This window comes from Azotobacter tropicalis, from assembly GCF_059739045.1.
Genome location: NZ_AP046059.1, coordinates 1,686,382 through 1,709,489, shown reverse-complemented (window position 1 = coordinate 1,709,489; position 23,108 = coordinate 1,686,382). Strand labels below are relative to the sequence as shown.

Genomic DNA, 23,108 nt, shown 5'->3' with positions numbered 1-23,108 from the left:
GCCGCGCTTGTCGCGGCGTTTTTCGTTGCAATTCCCGATGACCGAGGAGCGGACGCCATGCACCAGCCCCTGCCCACGCTGCAGCAGATCCCCGCGAGCATCGCCGCGGTCGCCGACTACGAGCCCTTCGCCCGCGAGCGGATGAGCGAGCAGGCCTGGGCCTACATGGCCGGCGGCGCGGCGGACGAGCTGACCCTGCGCGACAACTGCGCGGCCTTCCGGCGCCTGCGCCTGCGCAGTCGGGCGCTGCAGGACCTGACGGACGGCCATACCCGCCTGGAGCTGTTCGGCCAGCGCTTCGAGCAGCCGATCCTGCTGGCGCCGGTCGCCTACCAGAAGCTGCTCCACCCGGACGGCGAGCTGGCCACGGTGCTGGCGGCCTCGGCGGTGCGCGCCGGCATGGTGGTCAGCACCCAGGCCAGCGTGGCGCTGGAGGAGATCGCCCGCCAAGCGCAGACGCCCTTGTGGTTCCAGCTCTACGTGCAGCCCGACCGCGAGTTCACCCGCGAGCTGGTGCGGCGCGCCGAGGCGGCCGGCTACCAGGCGCTGGTGGTGACCGTGGATGCGCCGGTCAACGGCCTGCGCAACCGCGAGCAGCGCGCCGGCTTCGCGCTGCCGGCGGGCATCGAGGCGGTCAACCTGCGCGGCATGCGCACGCTGCCGCCGGCCGCCAGCCGGATCGGCGACAGCGTGCTGTTCGGCGGCCCGCTGCTGGCCGCCGCGCCGACCTGGCGGGATCTCGCCTGGCTGCGTTCGCTGACCCGCCTGCCGGTGCTGGTCAAGGGCGTGATGCACCCCGAGGACGCCCGCCGCGCGGTGGCCGAGGGGATCGACGGGATCATCGTTTCCAACCACGGCGGGCGCACCCTGGATACCCAGCCGGCGACCATCGAGGTGCTGGCGGAGATCGCCGGGGCCGTCGAGAGGCGGGTTCCGCTGCTGCTGGACGGCGGCATCCGTCGCGGCACCGACGTGTTCAAGGCTCTGGCCCTGGGCGCCAGCGCGGTGCTGGTGGGGCGGCCCTATGTCTTCGGCCTGGCCGCGGCGGGCGCGCCGGGGGTCTGCCACGTGGTGCAGCTGCTGCGCGCCGAGCTGGAGGTCGCCATGGCCCTGACCGGCTGCCGGACCCTGGCCGAGATAGGCCCGTCCCTGGTCGAGCGCTGAGCGCTACCCGGCCGACGCGGCTTCCAGCTCGGCGCGGCGCCGGGCGTAGGCCTCGGCGATATCGGCGATCTCCGCGACGGCGGCCCGCTGCAGTTCGTCGCAGGCCTTGCGCAGGAATTTCAGATGGCCGCGGGCGAGGGCTTCGCGCAGCCAGTGGCGGGCCTCGTCCCAGCGGCCCAGACCCATCAGCACCGTGGCGTAGCTGAACTGGCCGCGGAAGTCGCCGCCCTCGGCGGAGCGCCGGTAGCAGTCGAAGGCGGCCTGCGGGTCGGCGCGGACCACCCGGCCTTCCTCGTAGTAGCGGCCGGCCAGGTTCATCGACTTGGCGTGCCCCAGCCCGGCGGCGCGCCGGTACCAGGCGAAGGCCTGCTCCTCGTTGCGCGCCACCCCGCGGCCGGTGGCCAGCAGGTTGGCGTAGTTGTACATGCCCCAGTCGAGGCCGAGCTCGGCCGCCGTGCGGTAATGGCGGGCGGCGGCCGCTTCGTCGAGCGGACCGCCCCAGCCCAGTTCGCAGCAGCGCCCCAGCATGTTGCTGGCCATGGCGTGACCGCGCTGGGCGGCGATCTCGAACCAGTCGCGGGCCAGGGCCGCATCGCGCTGGATGCCGAGACCGTCCAGCAGGAGCTGGCCGAGCAGAGCCTGGGCTTCCAGCTCGCCGGCGCTCGCCGCGGCGAGAATCCAGCGTGCCGCCTGGCGCGGATCGTCGGCCAGGCTGCGGCCCAGTTGCGCGAGGTCGGGGGTTTCGCTGCGGCGGAGGATGAAGCTCATGGTCGTTCGCTCACACCTCGCCCCAGCGGCGCAACAGGTTGTGGTAGTTGCCGGTCAGCTGGACCAGCGCCGAGTGGTCGGGCACGTCGCGCGACAGGCTCTGGATCGCCTGGTCCATCTCGTACAGCAGGCTGCGCTGGGAGTCCTCGCGGACCAGGCTCTGGGTCCAGAAGAAGGAGGCGTAGCGCGCCCCGCGGGTGACCGGGGTGACCTGGTGGATGCTGGTGGCCGGGTAGAGCACCAGGTCGCCGGCCGGCAGCTTGACCCGCTGCGTGCCGTAGGTGTCCTGGATCACCAGCTCGCCGCCGTCGTACTCGTCCGGGTCGCTGAAGAACAGCGTGGAGGAGAGGTCGGTGCGCACCCGCTCGGCGGAACCGCGCACTTGGCGCACGGCGTTGTCGATGTGGAAGCCGAAGGTGCCGCCGTCCGTGTAGCAGTTGAACAGCGGCGGGTAGACCTTGTGCGGCAGCGCGGCGGACATGAATTGCGGGTTCTGCCAGAGGCGTTCGAGCATGGCGCCGGCGATCTCCCGCGCCAGCGGATCGTCCTCGGCCAGTTGCAGGTTGTGCTTGGTGCGCGCCGATTGATAGCCCGCGGTCGCCTTGCCGTCGAGCCACTGTGCCTGTTCCAGCGCCTGACGGATGCGCCGGACCTCGTCGCGGGAAAACACCCCCGGTATGTGTAGCAGCATGGCGCCTGATCTCCATCAATCGAGAATATATCTCAAATGGTATTTCCTTTTATTTGATGGGTAAATGGGGCGCGGACATAAAAAATTAACAATTCGCGTATGTAAAATTGTATCTGTTGCTTTCAAGAATCATTCTCGTCTAGAGTGCGCGCCATTCGATTCATCCGGGGAGTAAACACTTATGTCGCGTATCAACGAGCGCCCGACCGCCACGCCGCGCGTCCTGGCTTCCGCACTGGGAGTCATGACCGCCTTCAGCGCGGTCGACGGGGTGCGTGCCGAGGAGGCGGCACAGAAGAAGTCCAGCGGAAAGGAAACGGACAAGCAGGGGATCGTGTCGCTGGAGACGGACAGCGTCGTCGACCAGCGCGAGGGCGACTACAAGGTCGAGTCGGCGTCGAAGAAGTTCACCGCGCCGCTGCGCGAGACGCCCAAGTCGGTCACCATCATTTCCCAGCAGGTCATCGAGGACACCGGTTCGCTGAGCCTGGTCGACGCCCTGCGCACCACCTCCGGCATCACCTTCGGTGCCGGCGAGGGCGGCAACCCGGCGGGCGACCGGCCGATCATCCGCGGCTTCAACGCCGAGAGCGACACCTTCATCGACGGCCTGCGCGACGTCGCCTCGCAGACCCGCGAGATCTTCAACATCGAGCAGATCGAGGTGAGCAAGGGCCCCGGCTCGGCCTACACCGGCGCCGGCTCCACCGGCGGCAGCGTGAACATGATCACCAAGACCGCCAAGCGCAACAACTTCCTCGACCTCAGCCAGACTTTCGGCTCGGACCAGACCCGCCGCTCGACCCTGGACCTCAACCGGATGCTGACCGACCAGGTCGGCTTCCGCCTGAACCTGATGAAGCACGACGCCAACGTCGCCGGCCGCGAGGCGGTGGACGTCAGCCGCTGGGGCTTCGCGCCGACCATCACCTTCGGCTTCGACACCCCGACCCGCGCGACCCTTTCCTACTACCACGTGGAGGCCGACGACACCCCGGACTACGGCATTCCGATGAGCCCGTCCGGCATCGGCGTGAAACGCCGTCCGGTGGGCGACAAGGACGCTTTCTACGGCCTGACCGGGCGCGACTTCCGGGAAAGCACCACCGACTCCGGCACCTTCAAGATCGAGCACGACCTCAACGAGAACGTGACGATCTCCAACTCCTTCCGCCAGGTGCGCACCACCCTCGACTACATCGCCACCAACCCGGACGACTCGCGGGGCAACGTCAGCCGCGACCTGGTCTGGCGCTCGCCGAAGAGCCGCAACTCCACCTCGGAAGGCTGGGTCAACCAGACCGACATCCAGGCGAAGTTCAAGACCGGCTTCATCGAGCACACCATGGTGGGCGGTATCGAGGTCACCGACCAGGACGTGCACAACCGTCCCTATGCCTTCTACACCTCAAGCGGCGCCGCCATCTCCACCACGTCCAGCTGTAACGCCGCCTCGCAGGCCTCGGGCAACTGCACCGCGCTGAGCAGCCCCAACTACAAGGACGACTGGAACGGCTACTACAAGGACGGCCTGGCCTACACCGACACCGATACCCAGACCAAGTCCGCCTACCTGTTCGACACCCTCAAGTTCAACGAGAAGTGGTCGCTGAACCTCGGCCTGCGCTACGACGACTTCGAGACCACGTCCTCGGGCTACAGCAACACGCTGGGCAACTTCAAGTACGAGAACAACAACAACTTCTGGAGCCACCAGCTGGGCGTGGTGTTCAACCCGCTGCCCAACGGCAGCATCTACGTGGCCTGGTCGACCTCGCGCAACCCGGTCGGCGAGACTTCCGGCGAAGGTGCCGACAGCATTGGGGTCAACACCCAGGACCTCGAGCCGGAACGCAACCGCAACGTCGAGCTGGGCACCAAGTGGGAGTTCTTCGACGGCCGCCTGGCGCTGGACTCGGCGATCTTCAAGACCAAGAAGTCCAACGCGCGGGTCACCGACCAGGACGGCCGGACGCAGAACATGGGCGAGGTGGAAATCAAGGGTTTCGAGATCGGTGTCAGCGGCCGGGTCACCCCCGAATGGCAGGTCTTCGCCAACTACACCTACCTGGACAGCGAGATCGTCAACGGCGGCGTGGTGGACATCGACCCGAGCTCGGCCGTGGTGCGCGTCGACGGTGCCAACGACGGCAACGAGAACCCCAGCACGCCGGAGAACAGCTTCAGCTTCTGGAACACCTATCAGCTGTTCCCCTTCCTGACCGTCGGCGGGGGCGCCAACTACGTCGATTCGCGCTACGGCGACGCCGCCAACACGTCCCGGGTGTCCAGCTACTGGCGCTACGACGCGATGGCTAACCTGAAGGTGAGCAAGAACCTCGACATGCAGCTGAACATCCAGAACCTGACCGACAAGCGCTACTTCGATCAGGTCTACCCGACCCACATGGCCCACGTGGCGCCGGGACGCACCGTGCTGCTGGCCACCAACCTCCACTTCTGAAGAAGAGGCTGCGAAGCCGTCGAAGGCCGCCTGCGGGCGGCCTTCGCGTGTCTGCCGGTAGCCGGGTAAAAGTTGGGTAAATCCGGTTCGATGAAAAACGTTCTCGAATAGAATTCCTTCGCACTGTGCCATGCACGGCAATGCATAAAGCGGGCGACCGCATTCGATTCCAACCGTGCCGCCAGAGGCGGCACCGATCAGGTGACATCAGGTGGCGAAGAAGATCCTTTTCCAGCTGCACTGGCTGCTCGGCATCAGCGCCGGGCTGGTGCTCGCGGTCATGGGCGTGACCGGCGCGACCCTGTCCTACCAGGGCGAGCTGCTGCGCTTTCTCAATCCCGGGGTGATGACCGTCGAGGCGCGGTCGGGCGTCCAGGCGCTGAGTCCGGATGCGTTGCTCGAGCACCTGCGCAGCCAGGTGGGACAGCGCCAGGTGCTCGGGCTGACCCTGTCGAGCGCGCCGGAGGAGGCGGCCCAGGTGATCGTCAGCGGCGGCGGTCCGCGCGGCGAGACCCTCTACGCCGACCCCTACAGCGGCGATCTGCTCGGCGCGGCGCGCGGCCTGGGCTTCTTCCGCTTCATGATGCAGGTGCACCGCTGGCTGGCCATCGGCGACACCGGCAAGGCGATCACCGGCGCCTCGACCCTGATCCTGGTGTTCCTCTGCCTGTCCGGCCTCTACCTGCGCTGGCCGCGCCGGGCCGGCGACTGGCGCGCCTGGCTGACCCTCGACTGGTCGCGCAAGGGACGCGGTTTCCTCTGGAGCCTGCATGCGGTGGCCGGCACCTGGGTGTTGTTGCTCTACCTGCTGGCCGCGCTGACCGGCCTGAGCTGGTCCTACGACTGGTACCGCCAGGGCCTCTTCGCCCTGGCCGGCGAAGCCGCTCCGCAGCACGGCGGTCCCGGCGGGCGCCGCGGGCCGCCGCCGAGCGGCGAGCAGGCCCGGCCCGCAGCGTCGGCGATCAGCCTCGATCCGCTGTTCCAGGCCTTCCGTGGCGAGGTGGGCGACAGCTATCGGCAGGTCAACCTGACGCTGCCCGAGCGCCCCGGCCAGCCGCTGCAGGTCATGTATGTCGCGCCCGACGCCGACCATCCCCGGGCGATCAACCGCCTGAGCCTCGACGTCGCCAGCGGTGCGCCGCTCAAGCACGAGCGCTACGCGGACAAGAGCCTGCCCCAGCGGCTGCTCGCCAGCCTCTATCCGCTGCATACCGGCGAATATTTCGGCCATCCCGGCCGCGTGCTGATGCTGCTCGCCAGCCTGGGCATGCCGCTGTTCTTCGTCACCGGCTGGCAGCTCTATCTCGACCGCCGGCGCAGCCGCCGCGCCGCCCGCGAGGCGCAGCAGGCGCTGGCGGTTTCGGCCGGCGGCCAGCCGTGGCTGATCGGTTTCGCCAGTCAAAACGGCTTCGCCGAACGGCTGGCCTGGCAGGCCGCCAGCCAGTTGCAGGCGGGCGGTGCCGCGGTGCAGGTGCGTTCGCTGGCGCAGCTCGAGGTGAGCGAGCTGCGCGGCACCGAGCGCGCGCTGTTCGTGGTCAGCACCTTCGGCGACGGCGAGGCGCCGGACAGCGCGCGCGGCTTCGTGCGCCGGGTACTCGGCGGCGAGTGCGAGCTGAACCATCTGCAGTACGCCCTGCTCGGTCTCGGCGACAGCCAGTACCAGCGTTTCTGCGCCTTCGCCCGGCAGCTCGACCAGTGGCTGCAGCAGCAGGGCGCACGCCGGCTGTTCGCCCCGGTGGAGGTGGACAGCGGCGATGCCGCGGCCCTGCAAAGCTGGCGCGAGCAACTCGGCCGGCTGTCCGGCAGCGAGCCGCCGGCAGCGGAGGAGGAGGGCTTCGGCGAGTGGATGCTGCTGGCCCGCGAATGCCTCAACCCAAGCAGTGCGGCCGAGCCGATCTGGCGCCTGATCCTGCAGATTCCGCAGGGGCAGCGCTGGGAAGCCGGCGATCTGGTGGAGATCCGTCCGCCGCAGGCCGGTGCGTTGCCGCGTTGCTACTCGGTCGCCTCGCTGGTCGAAGATGGCGTGCTCGAGCTGCTGGTGCGCCGGCAGCGGCGCCCCGACGGCACGCTGGGATTGTGTTCGGGCTGGCTGTGCGAGCTGGCGCCGGGAGCCCGCGTGCCGCTGCGCCTGCGCGCCAACAGCGGCTTCCGCCTGCCGGCGGACGACCGGCCGCTGCTGCTGATCGGCAACGGCGCCGGCCTCGCCGGTCTGCGCGGCCTGCTGCGCGAGCGCATCCGCCGCGGGCAGAGCCACAACTGGCTGATCTTCGGCGAGCGCAGCGAAACCCACGACTTCCTCTGTCGCGACGAGTTGCTGGCCTGGCAGGCGGCCGGCCGGCTGGCCCGCCTCGACCTGGCCTTCTCCAGCGACGCAGGAAGCAAGATCTATGTGCAGGATCGCCTGCGCGAATCGGCCGACGCCCTGCGCAACTGGCTGGCCGAGGGCGCCGTCGTCTACCTGTGCGGCAGCCGGGGCATGGCGTCCGGCGTCGAAGCGGTGCTCATCGAGCTGCTCGGCAGCGCCGAAGTCGAGCGTCTGCGCGACGAGGGACGCTTCCGCCGCGATCTGTTCTGAGACAGGCTTGCGGCCGCCCGGTGGAGGCCGCAAGCTAGCGCCATGAATATTCCGACCCGCATCCTCCTCAACTGCGACATGGGCGAAAGCTTCGGCGCCTGGAAAATGGGCAACGACGCGCTCGCCATGCCGCTGATCGACCAGGCCAATCTCGCCTGCGGCTTCCACGCCGCCGACCCGCTGACCATGCAGCGCAGCGTGGCCCTGGCGGTGCGCCACGGGGCGCGCATCGGTGCGCATCCGGCCTATCCGGACCTGGCCGGCTTCGGCCGCCGCCATCTCGACTGCTCGCCCGACGAGGTGCGCGCCCAGGTGCTCTACCAGCTCGGCGCGCTGGACGCCTTCTGCCGCGCCGCCGGCACCCGCATCGACTACGTCAAGCCGCACGGCGCGCTGTACAACGATCTGGTGCGCGACGACGCGCTGCTCGGCGCCGTGCTGGAGGCCTGCGCGGCCTTCCGCCCGGGCCTGCCGCTGATGGTCCTGGCGCTGGCCGATAATGCCCGCGAGGTACGCCTGGCCGAGGCCGCCGGCGTGCCGCTGCTGTTCGAGGCCTTCGCCGACCGTGCCTACCTGTCCGACGGCCGGTTGGCGCCGCGCCGCCTGAGCGGAGCGGTGCACCAGGAGCCCGAGCGCATCCTCGCCCAGGCGCTGGCCATCGCCCGCGGCGAGCCCTTTCCGGACCTCGACGGCAAGCCGCTGCGCCTGCGCGCCGAGAGCCTCTGCGTGCACGGCGACAACGCCGAGTCGCTGGCCGTGCTGCGCCGTCTGCGCGCGGCCCTCGACGCCCTCTGATGCGCCTCGAACCGGCCGGTGCCGAGGCCCTGCTGCTGGTTCTGGCCGAGCGACCGGATGCCGATCTGCCGCTGCGCATCGCCGCCCTGGCCGAGCGTATCCAGCGCGAGCTGGGGACTTGGCTCGTCGACCTGGTGCCCGGCTGGACCACCCTGCTGCTGCATTACGACTTGCTGCGCACCGACCACCGGCAGCTCGGCAGACGCCTGCTGCCGCTGCTCGAGGACTGGTACGCCGAGCCGCCGCCGTCCGGCGTCGGCCGTCTGCACGAAATCCCCGTCTGGTACGCCGGCGAGGACCTGGCCGAGGTCGCCCGCGCCTGCGCGCTGAGCGAGGCCGAGGTGATCGCCCTGCACAGCGGCGCGGAATACCGGGTCGGCGCGATCGGCTTCGCGCCGGGTTTCGCCTACCTGGGCGAGCTGGACGCGCGGCTGGCCCTGCCGCGCCGGCGCACGCCGCGCACCCGGGTGCCGGCCGGCGCGCTGGCCATCGCCGAACGGCAGACCGCGGTCTACCCGCAGGCCTCGCCAGGCGGCTGGCACCTGATCGGCCTCTGTCCGCGGCGCCTGTTCGACGCCCGCGCCGAGCCGCCCTGTCCGCTGGCGGTGGGCGACCGGGTACGCTTCTTCGCCGTCGACGAGGCGACCTTCCGCGCCGAGGACAGCATGCCGTGACGGGCCTCGCGGTGATCCGTCCCGGTCCGCTCGGCCTGTTGCAGGATGCCGGCCGCGCCCGCTGGCAACACCTCGGCGTGTCCCCGGCAGGCCCGCTGGACATCCACGCGGCGGCCTGGGCCAACCGCCTGCTGGGCAACCGCTGGGGAACGCCGCTGGTCGAGATCGCCCTGGGTGGCATGGAACTGCAAAGCGCCGTCGATACCTGGGTGGCGGTCTGCGGCGCCGAGCTGGACATCCGGCTGGACGATGCGCCGCGGCCGAACTGGTCGCGCTTCGCCGTGCGCGCCGGGCAGCGCCTCTGCCTCGGTTTCGCCCGCAGCGGTCAGCGTGCCTACCTGGCGGTAGCGGGGGGCTTCGGTGCCGGGACGGTGCTGGGCAGCGTAGCCACCCAGACCCGCGAAGGCCTCGGCGGCCTGTACGGCGACGGCCAGCCCCTGTGCGCTGGAGACGTGCTGCCCTGCGTGCCGGCCAGCCTGCCCGGCGCAGCCAGCGTGCCCTGGTGCTTCGTGCCGGACTACCGGGCCGAGCCCCGCCTGCGGGTGATGCTCGGCGGCGATGCCGGGGACTTTTCCGTGGCCGAGCGCCGGCGCTTCTTCGCCCAGCCCTGGCGCCTCAGCCCGCAGTCCGACCGCATGGGTGCGCGCCTTTCCGGCGAGCCGTTGCGGGCGCCGGCGCGGCAGTGGTCGCTGGGAGTGACCACCGGCGCCATCCAGGTGCCGCCGGACGGCCAGCCGATCGTGCTGATGGCCGACCGGCAGACCATGGGCGGCTATCCGATCCTCGGCTGGGTGCATCCGCTGGACCTGGGGCTGCTGGCGCAGTGTCCGGCGCACCGGACGGTGCGCTTCGAGCGGGTGGCGGTGGAGGCGGTGCAGGGGGAGGTGCGGGAGTTTTATCGGTTCTTCGGGCGCTGAGCGCTTGAGGGACACAAGCCTGGTTTTCTCTTGCCAGACCTTCATGCTCAATCGCGACGCTTTCCTCGGCCCGAACTACAGATTTCGCCTTGCACGGCGACTCACTTTTTTCAGTCGCGAAAAAAGTAAGCAAAAACGCTTGCCCCTGTCATTCGGCCCCGCCTGCGGCGGGGTTCCCTCCCTCCGTCGTCGCTCCAGGGGCTCGCTACGAAGGGCCATCCATGGCCCTCGCAGCTCTCGCGGCATCCATGCCGCTCGACCCCTTGCGCAACGACTTCGCTCGGCCTCCTGAAAGGGGCGTTCGGCGCTGCCTGATGGCTTGGGCGTCAAAGCCGAGGCGGAGCCCTCCAGCTTTTCTCTCGACTGTCTGCCAACTCCCCGGCCCCGTACAGGAGGCCGAGCGCAGGCGCTGCGGAGGGGGATGCGAGGCAGGACGCCGAGCAAGGCACGAAGCGACAGGGACGTCCCTTCGTGGCGTGCCCTCGGAGCAGTGCCGGAGCGAGGGCAGTCTGGCCGCGAAGCGGTCAGACCCGGATGTCGGGTGCCCTTCTTCTTTGGTTCCTTTCTTCTTGGGCAAGCAAGAAGAAAGGAACTCGCCGTGCAAGGCGAAACCTGTCGGTTGCGCCGAGGAAAGCGCATCGTCATTGCCCCTTGGGTCAGGCCCAAGTCGACAAATGCGTAAGCTTCACACGAACCGCTCCGCATAGTGACAAGCCACCTCCCGCCCATCCACCTCCCGCAGCGCCGGCACCTCGCCCCGACAGCGCTCCGTCGCATACGGGCAGCGCGGATGGAACACGCACCCTGTCGGCGGCTCCAGCGGGTTGGGCGGCTCGCCGGCGAGGCGGACGCGCTGGCGGCCCGGCTCGGGATGCAGGCTCGGCGTGGCGGCGAGCAGCGCCTGGGTGTAGGGGTGCAGTGGCTTTTGGTAGATCCGTTCGGCGGGGCCGAGCTCCATGGGCCGGCCGAGGTACATCACCAGCAGGCGGTCGGCGACGTGGCGCACCACCGCCAGGTTGTGGGAGATGAACACATAGGCGGTGCCGAATCGCTGCTGCAACTCCAGGAACAGGTTGAGCACCTGAGCCTGCACCGATACGTCGAGCGCCGAGGTCGGCTCGTCGGCGACCAGTACCTTGGGGCGCAGGATCATCGCCCGGGCGATGGCGATGCGCTGGCGCTGGCCGCCGGAGAACATGTGCGGATAACGCGCAGAGTGCTCGGCGCGCAGGCCGACCCGCTCGAGCATCGCCAGCACCCGGGCGCGGCGCTCGGCGCCGGAAAGGTCGGTGTTGATGGCCAGCGGTTCGGCCAGCTGGTCGCCGATCCGCCGCCGCGGGTTGAGCGAGGCGTAGGGATTCTGGAAGACCATCTGCACGTCGCGGCGCAGCAGCCGGTGATCGGTGCCGGCGACGTCCCGGCCGGCGATCTGCAGCGAGCCGGCGGTCGGTGCCTCGATCAGGGTCAGGGCGCGGGCCAGGGTCGACTTGCCGCAGCCGGACTCGCCGACCACCGCCAGGGTCTCGCCGGCCTCGAGCGCGAAGGACAGGCCGTTCAGCGCCTGGACGCGGGCGGCGGGGCGGAACAGGCCGCGGGAGACGCGGTAGTGACGGGTCAGGTCGCGGGCGATCAGCACCGGGCTCATGGGCTCTCCTGGTTGCGCGGGTGATAGCAGCGCGCCTGGCTCTGGCGCTTGCTTTCCAATGGCGGTCGAAGGGCGCGGCAATCGTCCTGCACGTAGGGGCAGCGCGGCGCCAGCAGGCAACCCGTCGGGCGATCGTGGCGGCCGGGAACGCTGCCCGGCAGGCCGCGCAGCGGACGGCGTGCCTGGCCGGCTTCCGGCAGTGCGGCGAGCAGCGCCTCGGTATAGGGATGCGCCGGGGCGTCGAACAGCCCGGGCAGGGTGCCGACCTCGACCGCCTGGCCGGCGTACATCACGTAGACCCGGCGGGCGCATTCGGCGACCACGGCGAGGTCGTGGCTGATCAGCAGCAGGGCCATGCCGCGCTCGCGCTGCAGGTTGAGCAGCAGTTCGAGGATCTGCGCCTGGATGGTCACGTCGAGGGCGGTGGTCGGCTCGTCGGCGATCAGCAGGCGCGGTTCGGCGGCGATCGCCAGGGCAATGGCCACGCGCTGGGCCATGCCGCCGGAGAGCTGGTGCGGGTAGGCGTCCAGACGGCTGGCGGCGGCCGGGATCTCCACCTGCTCGAGCAGCTCCAGGGCGCGCCGGCGGGCAGCACCGCCGCGCAGGCCGAGGTGCCGGTGCAGCACTTCCTCGAGCTGGAAGCCAATCTGGTAGCTCGGGTCGAGGGCGGCCAGCGGGTCCTGGAAGACCATCGCCAGTTCCTTGCCGAGCAGCCGGCGCCGCTGGCGCTCCTTGAGAGCGAGCAGGTCGTGGCCGGCGAACCGCAGGCGCTCGGCAGCGACCCGGCCGGGCGGATCGATCAGGCCGAGCAAAGCGAGCATGGCCTGCGACTTGCCGGAGCCGGACTCGCCGACGATGGCCAGCACCTCGCCGGCCTCCAGGCGCAGGTCGAGGCCGTCCACCACCGGCGGGGCGTCGGCGGGGCCGTAGCGCACGCTGAGGTTGTCGATTTCCAGCAGGCTCATGGCGTGCTCCTCAGTCCGGGTTCTTCAGTTTCGGGTCCAGCGCGTCGCGCAGGCCGTCGCCGACCAGGTTGATCGCCAGCACGGTCGAGAGGATGGCCAGGCCCGGCAGGGTCACCACCCACCAGGCGCGTTCGATGTAGTCGCGCGCCGAGGCCAGCATGCTGCCCCATTCGGGCGTCGGCGGCTGCACGCCGAGGCCGAGGAAGCCCAGCGCGGCGGCCTCCAGGATGGCCGCGGAAAAGCCCAGGGTGGCCTGGACGATCAGGGGCGCCAGGCAGTTCGGCAGCACCGCGACGAACATCAGGCGCAGGCGCCCGGCGCCGGCCATCTTCGCGGCGGTGACGTAGTCGCGGTGGAGCTCGCCGAGCACCGCGGCGCGGGTCAGGCGCACGTAGGCGGGCAGCGCGACGATGGCGATCGCCAGCACGGTATTGAGCAGCCCCGGGCCGAGCACGGCGACCACCGCCACCGCCAGCAGCAGAGCGGGCAGCGCCAGCATGACGTCCATCAGGCGCATGATCGCGGGGCCGAGCAGGCGCGGAAAGAAGCCGGCGCAGAGCCCGAGCAGCACGCCGGGCGCGAGCGACAGCGCCACCGAGGCCAGGCCGATCGAGAGCGACAGACGCGCCCCATGGATCAGCCGCGAGAGCAGGTCGCGGCCCAGCTCGTCGGTGCCGAGCAAGAAGCGGGCTTGTCCGCCTTCCAGCCAGGCCGGCGGAGCGAGCAGGAAGTCGCGGTGCTGGGCGGCAGGATCGAAGGGCGCGAGCCAGGGGGCCAGCAGCGCACAGGCGGCGAGCAGGGCGAGGAACAGCAGGGCGACGAGGGCGCCGCGGTTGCGTGCGAAGGCCCGGCAGAATTCGGCGAAGGGCGAGGACCAGGCCGGTTCGGCGGCGAGGGGAAGGGGTGTGTTCATCGGTCAGCCTTGAATGATTGAGCGTTCCCGCGCGCCGGCGCCCGCGCGGTCGATCGGGGAGGGCTCAGCGCCCATGGCGGATGCGCGGGTCGGCCAGGCCATAGAGGATGTCCACGGCAACGTTGACCAGGACGACCAGCACGGCGATCAGCAGGATGCCGTTCTGCACCACCGGGTAGTCGCGGGCGCCGATCGCCTCGATCAGCCACTTGCCGATGCCCGGCCAGGAGAACAGGGTCTCGGTGAGCACCGCACCGGACAGCAGCGAGCCGACCTGCAGACCGAACACCGTAAGCACCGGGAGCAGGGCGTTGCGCAGGGCGTGCACGAACACCAGTCGCGCCGGCGACAGGCCGCGGGCGCGGGCGGCGCGCATGTAGTCCTCGCGCAGCACCTCGAGCATCGCCGAGCGGGTCATGCGGGCGATCACCGCCAGCGGGATGGTGCCGAGCACGATGGCCGGCAGGATCAGGTGGCGCAGGGCGTCGAGAAAGGCGCCCTGTTCGTCGCTGAGCAGGGTGTCGATCAGCATGAAGCCGGTCACCGGCTCAACGTCGTAGAGCAGGTCGAGGCGCCCGGAAACCGGCGTCCAGCCGAGTTCCACGGAGAAGAACATGATCAGGATCAGCGCCCACCAGAAGATCGGCATCGAGTAGCCGGTCAGCGCCAGGCCCATGGTGCCGTGGTCGAGAACCGAGCCGCGCCTCAGCGCCGCGAGGGTGCCGGCGAGCAGGCCGAGCACTCCGGCCAGCAGGAGAGCGGCGAGGGCCAGCTCGACGGTGGCCGGAAACAGGCTGGCGAACTCGCTCCAGACGCTCTCGTGGGTGCGCAGCGACTGGCCGAGATCGCCCCGCGCCAGCTGGCTGAGGTAACTCAGGTACTGCTCGTGCAGCGGGCGGTCGAGGCCGAGCCGCTGCATGGCCTCGGCGTGGGCCTGCGGATCGAGACGCCGCTCGCCCATCATCACCTCCACTGGGTCGCCGGGGATCAGGCGGATCAGGGCGAAGGTCAGCAGGGTCACGCCGAGGAAGGTGGGAATCAGCAGGCCGAGGCGGCGGGCGAGAAAGGACAGCATGCGCGGGGCTCACTCCGGGGCGCTGGCCGGGGTGCGACGCACCCCGGCGAAGTTGTTGGTGCCCAGTGGGCTGATCACGAAGCCCTCGACGTCGCGGCGCACGGCGGCGAACTCGCGGGGATGGGCCAGGGGAATCCACGGCGCCCGTTCGTGGAAGATCGCCAGGGCCTGGCGGTAGAGCGCGGCGCGCTGCGCCTGGTCGGTAGCGCGGCGGGCTTCGCGCAGCAGAGCGTCGAAGCGCTGGTCGCACCAGCCGGCCTGGTTCTCGCCGGAGGCGGCCGCGGCGCAGGACAGGTTGGGGGTGAGGAAGTTGTCCGGATCGCCGTTGTCGCCGGCCCAGCCCATGAACACCAAGTCGTGTTCGCCGTTCTTCGCCCGCTTGATCAGCTCGCCCCATTCCAGCACGCGGATCTCGGCCTGGATGCCGACGGCGGCCAGGTCGGCCTGCAGCAGCTGGGCGCCGATGCCGGGATTGGGATTGGTCGGCCCGCCGCCGGCGCGGGTCCAGATGCTCAGCTTCAGGCCTTGCGCGTGCCCGGCTTCGGCCAGCAGGGCGCGGGCCCGCGCCGGGTCGTGGGGCCAGCCGGCGAGCGCCGGGTCCGAACCCCACAGGTTCGGCGGGTAGGGGGCCACCGCCGGGCTGGCGCCGCCCTCGCCGTACTGGGCGCGCAGGTAGGCCGTCTTGTCGACGGCGAGATTGAGCGCCTGGCGCACCCGCACGTCGTCGAGCGGCGGGTGGCGGGTGTTGATGCCGATGTAGGCGACCAGCAGCGGCTCGTCCTCCAGCACGGCGATGCGCGAATCCCGACGCAGGCCGGGCAGGTCCACCGGGCGCGGATAGAGAGCGATCTGGCAGTCGCCGGCCTTGAGCTTCTGCACCCGTACGTTGGGTTCGGGCGTGATGGCGAAGATCAGCCGCTCGATGGCCGGCGCGCCGTCCCAGTAGTCGGGATTGCGCCGGAAACGCACCTGGGCGTCCTTCTCGTAGCGCTCGAAGATGAAGGGCCCCGTGCCCACCGGCTGGCTGTTGAGGCGTTCCGGGGTGCCGGCCGCCAGCAGCCGGTCGGCGTACTCGGCCGGATAGATGGAGGCGAAGCCCATCGCCAGATTGGCCAGGAAGGGCGCTTCCGGGTGGCGCAGGACGAAGCGCACCCGGTGGTCGTCGAGCCGCTCGATGCGTTCTATCAGCTCGCCCACGGCCATCGACTCGGCATAGGGGAAGCCGCGCGGCGACAGCCTGTGCCAGGGGTGACCGGGGTCGATCTGGCGCCGGAAGCTCCAGAGCACGTCGTCGGCGTTGAACTCCCGGCTTGGGACGAACCAGGGCGTGCGCTGGAAGCGCACGCCGCGGCGCAGCTGGAAGGTGTATTCGCGGCCGTCGGCGGACACCTCCCAGCGCTCGGCGAGGGCGGGCAGCAGCTCGGTGCCGCCGGGGGCGAAGCGCAGCAGACGGTCGAATACCGTCTCCGCCGAGGCGTCGGCGCTGACGGCGGCGGTGTACTGGACGATGTCGAAGCCTTCCGGACTGCCTTCGGTGCACACCACCAGGCTGCTCGGCGCAGCCTGGACGGCGCCGGCGAACAGGCCGGCGAGCAGGAGGGCGGTCGGGCGTCGGGACATGGGGCGGTCCGCCCGGCGGGTTCGGGACGTCATGCTGGACTGTGCCTCAGGGCATCTGCACCTCGATCACGCCGTCGGCGCCGACGCTCACCTGGCTGCTGCCGGCCTCGATTTCCGGCGCCGGCATGCCGGCCGCGCGATCCATGCTCTTCATCATCGCGACGCGGGGGGCGGGCGGCGGAACCAGTCCGGCGCTGCTCAGGTTCAGGCTGACCAGCTTGTAGCCGCTGCCGCCGAGCGCCCGGGTGGCGAGCTGGGCGCGCTCGCCGAAGGCCTTCACGGCATCCTGCAGCAATTCGTCCTCGCTCTTCTTGCGCGTCGCCTCGGCGATGGCGAAGCGCATGTCGGCGATCTTCAGCTCGCCCAGCAGGTCGGCGCTCAGCCGGGAGAGGGCGGCGAAATCGGCGCTTTCCAGACGCAGCTCGGCGCGCTCGCGCCAGGCGACGATCCGCCGTCCCTGGTCGTCGTAGACCGGATAGCTGCTGCGGTTGCCGAGGCTGACCTTCACGCCCGCCACCTGACGGGCCCGTTCCAGCGCGGCGTTCAGGATGCGGGTGGTGTCGCCGGCCAGCTGGCCCGGGTCCTTGTGCTGGGTTTCGCTGTAGAGGGTCATCAGCATCAGGTCGTGGGGGATCTCCCGGCTCGCCTCGGCGTGCAGGGCGACTTGGTTGTAGCTCGGCGCTTCCTCGGCCAGTGCCGGCAGGCTGCTCAGGGCGGCGAGGACGAGGGGCGTGGCGAGGCGGAAAAGGCGGGGCATGGAAAGTCCTTGTGTAAGTCGGAGGCGGGTCCGCTGGATGATTGGTGCCAGACTCTAACGACGTAGTCCAGTTTTTGCTGCCCTGCCTGCGTCCGGTTGCCGCATTCGGGCCGGTCGGTGGCCGGCTTTTGGGTATACTGGCCGGCGCTCCTGAGCCGGAATGATTTAGCCATGCTCGCACCCGTTCAAATGCTGTCGGCCAGCCGCCACAATCTTCGCCGGCTCATCCTGATCCGCGTCCTCGTGCTGGCCGCCCAGGCCGGCTCGGTCGGACTCGCCTATCTCACCGATCTGCTGTCGCTGCCCTGGCTGGCGCTCGCTTTCACCCTCAGCCTGTCGGCGATGCTCTGCCTGGGCACCGCCCTGCGCCTGAACATGTCGTGGCCGGTGACCGACCTGGAATACGCCGGCCATCTGGCCTGCGACCTGATCATCCACAGCCTGCTGCTGTATTTCACCGGTGGCCCGACCAACCCCTTCGTCTCCTATTACCTGGTGCCGCTGACCATCGCCGCAGCGACCCTGCCCAGGCGGCATACGGTGATGCTTGCCGGCCTGGCGTTCGTGGCCTACACCCTGCTGGTCTTCTGGTACAACCCGACCACCCTGCCGCCGGAGCATCGCGTCACTCTGCTGATCTATGGCATGTGGCTGAGCTTCGCCCTGGCGGCGGCGCTGATCACCTTTTTCGTCGGCCGGATGGCCGGCGAACTGCGCCGCCAGGAGGAGTTTCAGGCGACGCGTCGCGAGGAGAGCATGCGCGACCAGCAGCTGCTGGCGGTGGCCACCCAGGCGGCCGGGGCGGCCCACGAGCTGGGCACGCCGCTGGCGACCATGAGCGTGCTGATCACCGAGCTGCGCCAGGAGCACGACGATCCGCTGCTGCAGGAGGATCTGGCGGTGCTGCAGGAGCAGGTGAAGCTGTGCAAGGACACCCTGCAGCAACTGGTGCGCGCCGCCGAGGCCGAGCGCATGCAGTCGGTCCAGGAGCAGAGCGCGGCAGCCTGGCTGGAAACCACGCTCAACCGTTGGCACCTGATGCGTCCGGAGGCCAGCTACCGTTACGAGATCCTCGGCACGGGCTCGATGCCGCGACTGGCGCCGGCGCCGGATCTGACCCAGTCGCTGCTCAACCTGCTCAACAACGCCGCCGACGCCTGTCCGGACGATCTGGACATCTGTCTCGACTGGGATGTCGAGGAGCTGTGCATCAGCATCCACAACCATGGCGAGGGCGTGCCGCTGGCGATCGCCGAGCAACTGGGCAAGCCTTTCTTTACCACCAAGGGCAAGGGCTTCGGCCTCGGCCTGTTCCTGAGCCAGGCCAGCGTAACCCGCGCCGGCGGTTCGGTGAAACTCTACAATCACGAGGAGGGCGGCACGCTGACCGAGCTGCGGCTGCCGCGCCTGGGTCCGGGAGACTACTATGAGTGAGCATCCGATCGAGGGAGAAGAGCAGCAGCCACACCTGCTGCTGGTGGACGACGACACGACCTTCACCCGGGTCATGATGCGGGCCATGACCCGCCGCGGTTTCCGGGTGAGCTGCGCAAGTTCGGCGGAGGAAGGGCTGGAGCTGGCGACCCAGGACGTGCCCGACTACGCCGTGCTCGACCTCAAGATGGAGGGCGACTCGGGGCTGGTGCTGCTGCCCAAGCTGCTCGAGCTGGACAGCGAGATGCGCGTGCTGATCCTCACCGGCTATTCGAGCATCGCCACCGCCGTGGAGGCGATCAAGCGCGGTGCCTGCAACTACCTGTGCAAGCCGGCCGACGCCGACGACGTGCTCACCGCGCTGCTCTCCGAGCACGTCGACCTGAACAGCCTGGTGCCGGACAACCCGATGTCGGTGGACCGTCTGCAGTGGGAGCACATCCAGCGCGTGCTCACCGAGAACGACGGCAACATCTCCGCCACCGCCCGCGCCTTGGGTATGCACCGGCGCACTCTGCAGCGCAAGCTGCAGAAGCGTCCGGTCCGTCGTTGAGGCGGCTGCGGTTTCCCCGGCCTGCCCGCAGGCCGGGCAGGTTGCGGCGGCATCCCGGGCGGCGATGCCGGCCGTCGCCGGTCGGGGCCTACCTCCTGTCTTCCGGCGGGGGGATATGCGGTTATGATAGGCACCTATCGTTCCCGGACTCTCCCCATGCTCGCGCTGTTCTCGCAAACCCTGGCCATCACCGCGCCGGTGTTCGCCATGCTGTTTCTCGGCGTCTTGCTGCGGCGTCTCGGCTGGATCGACGTTGCCTTCATCAACACGGCCTCGGAGCTGGTGTTCAAGGGCACCATGCCGACCATGCTGTTCCTCTCGATCCTCCACGCGGATCTGGAGACGGCGCTGCAACCGGCGCTGCTCGGCTATTTCGCCCTGGCTTCCGTCGCCGGCTTTCTGGTCGCCTGGGCCTGGTCGCTGTGGCGCTGCCCGCGTGCCGACCGCGGCGTTTACGTGCAGGGAGCATTTCGCGGCAACAACGGTATCGTCGGCCTGGCCCTGGCCACCAGCCTGTACGGCGACTACGGCCTGTCCCTCGGCGGGGTGCTGGCCGGTGCGGTGATCCTGGTCTACAACACGCTCGCGTCGGTGGTGCTGGCCTTCTACAGCCCGCAGGCCAAGACCGATCCCTGGAGCATCATCAAGAGCATTCTCGGCAACCCGCTGATCATCGGCGTACTGCTGGCGCTGCCGTTCGCCTACTGGCATGTCCGCCTGCCGGCCTGGCTGCTCACCTCCGGCGACTACTTCGCGCAGATGACCATGCCGCTGGCGCTGATCTGCATCGGCGGCACCATTTCCCTCGCGGCGCTGCGCGAGAGCGGCAGCATGGCGATCAGCGCCAGTCTGCTGAAGATGGTCTGGCTGCCCCTGCTGGGCACCCTGGGTGCCTGGCTGTGCGGCTTCCGCGGCGCCGAGCTGGGCGTCCTCTACCTGTACTTCGCCAGCCCGACCGCCGCGGCCAGCTTCGTCATGGCCAAGGCGGTGGGCGGCAATCATCAGCTGGCGGGGGGGATCGTGGTGATCACCACGCTGCTGGCCGCGGTGACCACCAACATCGGTATCTTCGTCCTGCAGTGGCTCGGCTGGATCTGAGGGCTGCGGTCAATCCTGCCGGCGCCAGGCGCGGGCGGCGATGACCAGCAGGGTTAGGGCGGTCAGCGGCAGGGCATACCAAGCCAGGGCGTCGTGCAGCGGGGCGGTGGCGGGACGCCGCTGGCGAACAGCACCTGGTAGGCGCCGTAGGCCAGGTAATAGCCGAAAAACAGCAGTCCTTCCCAGCGATCGATGCGGTAGCCGGTGAAGAAGATCGGCAGACAGGCCAGCGCCGTTGCGACCATCGCCGGGTAGTCGAAGGCCAGGGCGTTGGGCGACACGTCGAGCGGGGCGGGCGCGACCAGCACGCTCAGGCCGAGCACGGCGAGCAGGTTGAAGATGTTGCTGCCGACGATATTGCCCACGGCGATATCGCGCTCGCCCTTGAGGGCGGCCAACACCGAGACGGCCAGCTCCGGCAGCGAAGTGCCGGCGGCGACGATGGTCAGGCCGGCCATCAGTTCCGACAGGCCGAGGGCGCGGGCCAGACTCGTCGCGGCGTCGACCAGCAGGCCAGCCCCCCAGACCAGCAGGGCCGGGCCGAGGATGACGAACGCCAGGTGGCCGAGCAGGACGAGGCGTCCCTCGCTCCTTTCGCCATAGGCCACGTCGAACGCGCGGCTTTCGTCGTTGCTCCTGGCGTTCAGGCCGCTACGCACCTGAAAAGCGGCATAGGCGAGGATGCCGGCGAGCAGCAGGGCTCCGTCCAGGCGGTCGTAGCTGTGGTCGACGGCCAGCAGCCAGGCCAGCAGGCTGACGCCGATCATGATGGGAAGGTCGAGACGGATCAGCCGGCGCGAGACCCGCAGGGGAGCGACCAGGGCGGACAGGCCGAGGATCACCAGCACGTTGAAGATGTTGCAGCCGAGGATGTTGCCCAGGGCGATGTCGCCCTGGCCGCCGCTGGCCGACTGGAGGCTGACCGCCATTTCCGGAGCGCTGCTGGCGAAGGCGGCCACGGTCAGGCCGATGATCAGCGGCGGGACGCCGAAGCGCGTGGCCAGGCGCGCGGCACCATGGCCCAGGAGCTCGGCGCCGGCGACCAGCAGAGCCAGGCCGGCGATCAGGCCGGCGATGGTCGTCAGAGGCATCTTTTTTCCGCGAGGCGTCCTTTCCGCTCAGTCGTCTAGCAGCTCCAGGCGCACCAGGGCCACGCCGGCATTCAGCATTTCCAGCTGGCGGGCGGCCTTGTAGGACAGGTCGATGATCCGGCCGCGGGTGCGCGGGCCGCGGTCATTGATGCGCACCACCACGCTGCGGCGCGTGCGCAGGCTGGTCACCCGCACCCGGCTGCCGAGCGGCAGGCTGCGGTGCGCGGCGGTGAGCGTATTGCGGTCCACCGGTTCGCCGCTGGCGGTGCGTTTGCCGTGATGATGGGCGGCATAGTGGGAAGCCATGCCCTCGGCGCTGTAGCGAGCGGCTTCGAGCGGCGCCGAGGGGTAGCCGGCGAGCAGGGCGAGGAGGAGGGCGAGTGGCAGTGTTCGCAGCATGAGAGGCTCCGGAAAGTGCAACGCCGGGTGACCCCGGCGTTGTCGCTGGCTCAGCCTTCGAGCTTCTTCTTCAGCAGTTCGTTCACCTGGCCGGGGTTGGCCTTGCCCTTGGAGGCCTTCATCGCCTGGCCGACGAAGAAGCCGAACATCTTGGCGCGCTTGGCTTCGTCGGCGGCGCGGTACTGTTCGACCTGGGCGGTGTTGGCGGCCAGCACCTCGTCGAGCATGGCCTCGATGGCCCCGCTGTCGGTGACCTGCTTGAGGCCCTTGTGCTCGATGATCGCGTCGGCGCTGATGCCTTCGCCGGCGGCCAGGGCTTCGAAGACCATCTTGGCGATCTTGCCGGAGATGGTGTTGTCCTGGAGGCGCTGGATCAGCCCGCCGAGCTGTGCGGCGGACACCGGCGACTGTTCGATTTCCAGGTTGTCCTTGTTGAGCAGGCTGGACAGCTCGCCCATCACCCAGTTGGCCGCCAGCTTGGCATCGCTGCAGACCGCGAAAACCGCTTCGAAGTACTCGGCCATCTCGCGGCTGGCCGACAGCACGCTGGCGTCGTAGGCGGACAGGCCGTACTGGCTCTCGAAGCGCGCGCGCTTCTCGTTGGGCAGCTCCGGCAGGCTCTCGCGCACAGCCTCGAGGAAGCTGTCCTCCAGCACCACCGGCAGCAGGTCGGGACAGGGGAAGTAGCGGTAGTCGTTGGCCTCCTCCTTGCCGCGCATGGAGCGCGTCTCGTCCTTGTTCGGGTCGTACAGGCGGGTTTCCTGAACCACCTTGCCACCGTCCTCGATCAGCTCGATCTGCCGTTGGATCTCGTGGTTGATCGCCTTCTCGATGAAGCGGAAGGAGTTGACGTTCTTGATTTCGGCGCGCGTGCCGAAGGCTTCCTGGCCCTTGGGGCGTACCGAGACGTTGCAGTCGCAGCGCAGCGAGCCCTCGGCCATGTTGCCGTCGCAGATGCCGAGGTAGCGGACCAGCGCGTGGATCGCCTTGACGTAGGCGACCGCCTCCTTGGCCGAGCGGATGTCCGGTTCGGAGACGATCTCCAGCAGCGGCGTGCCGGCGCGGTTGAGGTCGATGCCGGTCATGCCGTGGAAGTCTTCGTGCAGGCTCTTGCCCGCGTCCTCCTCCAGGTGCGCGCGGGTGATGCCGACGCGCTTGACGGTGCCGTCCTCCAGGGTGATGTCCAGATGGCCCTTGCCGACGATGGGCTTGTCCATCTGGCTGGTCTGGTAGCCCTTGGGCAGGTCCGGATAGAAGTAGTTCTTGCGGGCGAAGACGTTGGTGCGGCCGATCTCCGCCTCGATGGCCAGGCCGAACCTTACCGCCATGCGCACCGCCTCCTCGTTGAGCACCGGCAGGGTGCCGGGCATGCCGAGGTCGACCAGGCTGGCCTGGGTGTTGGGCTCGGCGCCGAAGCTGGTGGCGCTGCCGGAGAAGATCTTCGAGCGGGTGGCGAGCTGTGCGTGGATTTCCAGCCCGATCACGGTTTCCCATTGCATGTGCGTATTCC

19 protein-coding genes and 1 pseudogene are annotated in these 23,108 nt (G+C 69.6%); 9 read left to right on the top strand and 11 right to left on the bottom strand.

The genetic code is table 11. From position 1 onward, the window contains the following. Window positions 1-57: 57 nt before the first annotated feature. Window positions 58-1,164 (top strand): alpha-hydroxy acid oxidase, encoded by a 1,107-nt coding sequence (locus Atro_RS07970; protein WP_497927147.1) that lies wholly within the window; start codon window positions 58-60, stop codon window positions 1,162-1,164. 3 nt (window positions 1,165-1,167) lie between these two features. Here Atro_RS07970 and Atro_RS07965 read toward each other — a convergent pair whose 3' ends face one another. Beyond that, window positions 1,168-1,932 carry a tetratricopeptide repeat protein gene (locus tag Atro_RS07965; protein WP_497927146.1) on the bottom strand — a complete coding sequence of 255 codons (765 nt, stop codon included), beginning with the start codon at window positions 1,930-1,932 and terminating at the stop codon, window positions 1,168-1,170. Window positions 1,933-1,942: 10 nt separating this feature from the next. After that, window positions 1,943-2,623 (bottom strand): Fe2+-dependent dioxygenase, encoded by a 681-nt coding sequence (locus Atro_RS07960; RefSeq protein ID WP_497927145.1) that lies wholly within the window; start codon window positions 2,621-2,623, stop codon window positions 1,943-1,945. A gap of 181 nt (window positions 2,624-2,804) precedes the next feature. Between Atro_RS07960 and Atro_RS07955 the strand changes: the two genes are divergently transcribed. The 5 genes from Atro_RS07955 to Atro_RS07935 all read left to right on the top strand — a co-directional run bounded on the left by Atro_RS07955 (window position 2,805) and on the right by Atro_RS07935 (window position 10,048). After that, a complete protein-coding gene (locus Atro_RS07955; RefSeq protein ID WP_497927144.1) occupies window positions 2,805-5,087 on the top strand; it encodes a TonB-dependent receptor in 2,283 nt (760 codons plus the stop codon). A gap of 211 nt (window positions 5,088-5,298) precedes the next feature. After that, window positions 5,299-7,662, top strand: coding sequence for a PepSY domain-containing protein (locus Atro_RS07950; RefSeq protein WP_497927143.1), 2,364 nt, complete (start codon window positions 5,299-5,301; stop codon window positions 7,660-7,662). Between the two features lie 42 nt (window positions 7,663-7,704). Next, window positions 7,705-8,457 (top strand): 5-oxoprolinase subunit PxpA, encoded by a 753-nt coding sequence (locus tag Atro_RS07945; RefSeq protein ID WP_497927142.1) that lies wholly within the window; start codon window positions 7,705-7,707, stop codon window positions 8,455-8,457. Further along, window positions 8,454-9,131, top strand: coding sequence for a 5-oxoprolinase subunit PxpB (gene pxpB, locus Atro_RS07940; protein ID WP_497927639.1), 678 nt, complete (start codon window positions 8,454-8,456; stop codon window positions 9,129-9,131). Before Atro_RS07945 ends, pxpB begins: the two co-directional genes overlap by 4 nt. Beyond that, window positions 9,128-10,048 (top strand): 5-oxoprolinase subunit C family protein, encoded by a 921-nt coding sequence (locus tag Atro_RS07935; RefSeq protein ID WP_497927141.1) that lies wholly within the window; start codon window positions 9,128-9,130, stop codon window positions 10,046-10,048. Before pxpB ends, Atro_RS07935 begins: the two co-directional genes overlap by 4 nt. A 685-nt stretch (window positions 10,049-10,733) precedes the next feature. Here Atro_RS07935 and Atro_RS07930 read toward each other — a convergent pair. The 6 genes from Atro_RS07930 to Atro_RS07905 form a co-directional block, all read right to left on the bottom strand. Beyond that, window positions 10,734-11,693, bottom strand: a complete 960-nt coding sequence (locus Atro_RS07930; RefSeq protein WP_497927140.1) for a peptide ABC transporter ATP-binding protein — start codon at window positions 11,691-11,693, stop codon at window positions 10,734-10,736. After that, on the bottom strand, window positions 11,690-12,658 hold the full coding sequence (locus Atro_RS07925) for an ABC transporter ATP-binding protein (protein WP_497927139.1): 969 nt from the start codon (window positions 12,656-12,658) through the stop codon (window positions 11,690-11,692). The genes Atro_RS07930 and Atro_RS07925 overlap by 4 nt, the downstream gene beginning before the upstream one ends. Window positions 12,659-12,668: 10 nt before the next feature. Then, window positions 12,669-13,571 carry an ABC transporter permease subunit gene (locus Atro_RS07920; protein ID WP_497927138.1) on the bottom strand — a complete coding sequence of 301 codons (903 nt, stop codon included), beginning with the start codon at window positions 13,569-13,571 and terminating at the stop codon, window positions 12,669-12,671. Between the two features lie 64 nt (window positions 13,572-13,635). Continuing rightward, window positions 13,636-14,646, bottom strand: a complete 1,011-nt coding sequence (locus Atro_RS07915) for an ABC transporter permease subunit (RefSeq protein WP_497927137.1) — start codon at window positions 14,644-14,646, stop codon at window positions 13,636-13,638. Between the two features lie 9 nt (window positions 14,647-14,655). Beyond that, window positions 14,656-16,266: an ABC transporter substrate-binding protein gene (locus Atro_RS07910; RefSeq protein ID WP_497927136.1), complete on the bottom strand. Its 1,611-nt coding sequence runs from the start codon at window positions 16,264-16,266 to the stop codon at window positions 14,656-14,658. A 46-nt stretch (window positions 16,267-16,312) separates the two neighbouring features. Next, on the bottom strand, window positions 16,313-17,023 hold the full coding sequence (locus Atro_RS07905) for an SIMPL domain-containing protein (protein ID WP_497927135.1): 711 nt from the start codon (window positions 17,021-17,023) through the stop codon (window positions 16,313-16,315). 171 nt (window positions 17,024-17,194) lie between these two features. On the opposite strand from Atro_RS07905, the gene Atro_RS07900 reads away from it, so the two are divergent. The 3 genes from Atro_RS07900 (at window position 17,195) to Atro_RS07890 (ending at window position 20,108) form a co-directional block, all read left to right on the top strand. Further along, window positions 17,195-18,457, top strand: a complete 1,263-nt coding sequence (locus Atro_RS07900) for an ATP-binding protein (RefSeq protein ID WP_497927134.1) — start codon at window positions 17,195-17,197, stop codon at window positions 18,455-18,457. Further along, window positions 18,450-19,010 (top strand): response regulator transcription factor, encoded by a 561-nt coding sequence (locus Atro_RS07895; protein WP_039805648.1) that lies wholly within the window; start codon window positions 18,450-18,452, stop codon window positions 19,008-19,010. Before Atro_RS07900 ends, Atro_RS07895 begins: the two co-directional genes overlap by 8 nt. A 156-nt stretch (window positions 19,011-19,166) precedes the next feature. Beyond that, window positions 19,167-20,108, top strand: coding sequence for an AEC family transporter (locus Atro_RS07890; RefSeq protein WP_497927133.1), 942 nt, complete (start codon window positions 19,167-19,169; stop codon window positions 20,106-20,108). Window positions 20,109-20,117: 9 nt separating this feature from the next. On the opposite strand, the pseudogene Atro_RS07885 reads toward Atro_RS07890, so the two are convergent. From Atro_RS07885 to gatB, 3 genes and pseudogenes are all read right to left on the bottom strand, one after another. Continuing rightward, a pseudogene (locus Atro_RS07885) lies at window positions 20,118-21,199 on the bottom strand (calcium/sodium antiporter). Window positions 21,200-21,226: 27 nt separating this feature from the next. Next, a complete protein-coding gene (locus Atro_RS07880; RefSeq protein ID WP_497927132.1) occupies window positions 21,227-21,598 on the bottom strand; it encodes a septal ring lytic transglycosylase RlpA family protein in 372 nt (123 codons plus the stop codon). A gap of 50 nt (window positions 21,599-21,648) precedes the next feature. Continuing rightward, window positions 21,649-23,097, bottom strand: coding sequence for an Asp-tRNA(Asn)/Glu-tRNA(Gln) amidotransferase subunit GatB (gene gatB, locus Atro_RS07875; protein ID WP_497927131.1), 1,449 nt, complete (start codon window positions 23,095-23,097; stop codon window positions 21,649-21,651). Window positions 23,098-23,108: the final 11 nt, after the last annotated feature.

Excerpts from the sequence above, each read along its gene's own strand:
- Atro_RS07910 (WP_497927136.1), bottom strand. The coding sequence starts at position 16,266 with ATGTCCCGACGCCCGACCGCCCTCCTGCTCGCCGGCCTGTTCGCCGGC.
- Atro_RS07925 (WP_497927139.1), bottom strand. The coding sequence starts at position 12,658 with ATGAGCCTGCTGGAAATCGACAACCTCAGCGTGCGCTACGGCCCCGCC.
- Atro_RS07890 (WP_497927133.1), top strand. The coding sequence starts at position 19,167 with ATGCTCGCGCTGTTCTCGCAAACCCTGGCCATCACCGCGCCGGTGTTC.
- Atro_RS07955 (WP_497927144.1), top strand. The coding sequence starts at position 2,805 with ATGTCGCGTATCAACGAGCGCCCGACCGCCACGCCGCGCGTCCTGGCT.
- Atro_RS07905 (WP_497927135.1), bottom strand. The coding sequence starts at position 17,023 with ATGCCCCGCCTTTTCCGCCTCGCCACGCCCCTCGTCCTCGCCGCCCTG.
- Atro_RS07895 (WP_039805648.1), top strand. The coding sequence starts at position 18,450 with ATGAGTGAGCATCCGATCGAGGGAGAAGAGCAGCAGCCACACCTGCTG.
- gatB (WP_497927131.1), bottom strand. The coding sequence starts at position 23,097 with ATGCAATGGGAAACCGTGATCGGGCTGGAAATCCACGCACAGCTCGCC.
- Atro_RS07930 (WP_497927140.1), bottom strand. The coding sequence starts at position 11,693 with ATGAGCCCGGTGCTGATCGCCCGCGACCTGACCCGTCACTACCGCGTC.
- Atro_RS07915 (WP_497927137.1), bottom strand. The coding sequence starts at position 14,646 with ATGCTGTCCTTTCTCGCCCGCCGCCTCGGCCTGCTGATTCCCACCTTC.
- Atro_RS07900 (WP_497927134.1), top strand. The coding sequence starts at position 17,195 with ATGCTCGCACCCGTTCAAATGCTGTCGGCCAGCCGCCACAATCTTCGC.
- Atro_RS07960 (WP_497927145.1), bottom strand. The coding sequence starts at position 2,623 with ATGCTGCTACACATACCGGGGGTGTTTTCCCGCGACGAGGTCCGGCGC.
- Atro_RS07880 (WP_497927132.1), bottom strand. The coding sequence starts at position 21,598 with ATGCTGCGAACACTGCCACTCGCCCTCCTCCTCGCCCTGCTCGCCGGC.
- Atro_RS07920 (WP_497927138.1), bottom strand. The coding sequence starts at position 13,571 with ATGAACACACCCCTTCCCCTCGCCGCCGAACCGGCCTGGTCCTCGCCC.
- Atro_RS07970 (WP_497927147.1), top strand. The coding sequence starts at position 58 with ATGCACCAGCCCCTGCCCACGCTGCAGCAGATCCCCGCGAGCATCGCC.
- Atro_RS07965 (WP_497927146.1), bottom strand. The coding sequence starts at position 1,932 with ATGAGCTTCATCCTCCGCCGCAGCGAAACCCCCGACCTCGCGCAACTG.
- Atro_RS07945 (WP_497927142.1), top strand. The coding sequence starts at position 7,705 with ATGAATATTCCGACCCGCATCCTCCTCAACTGCGACATGGGCGAAAGC.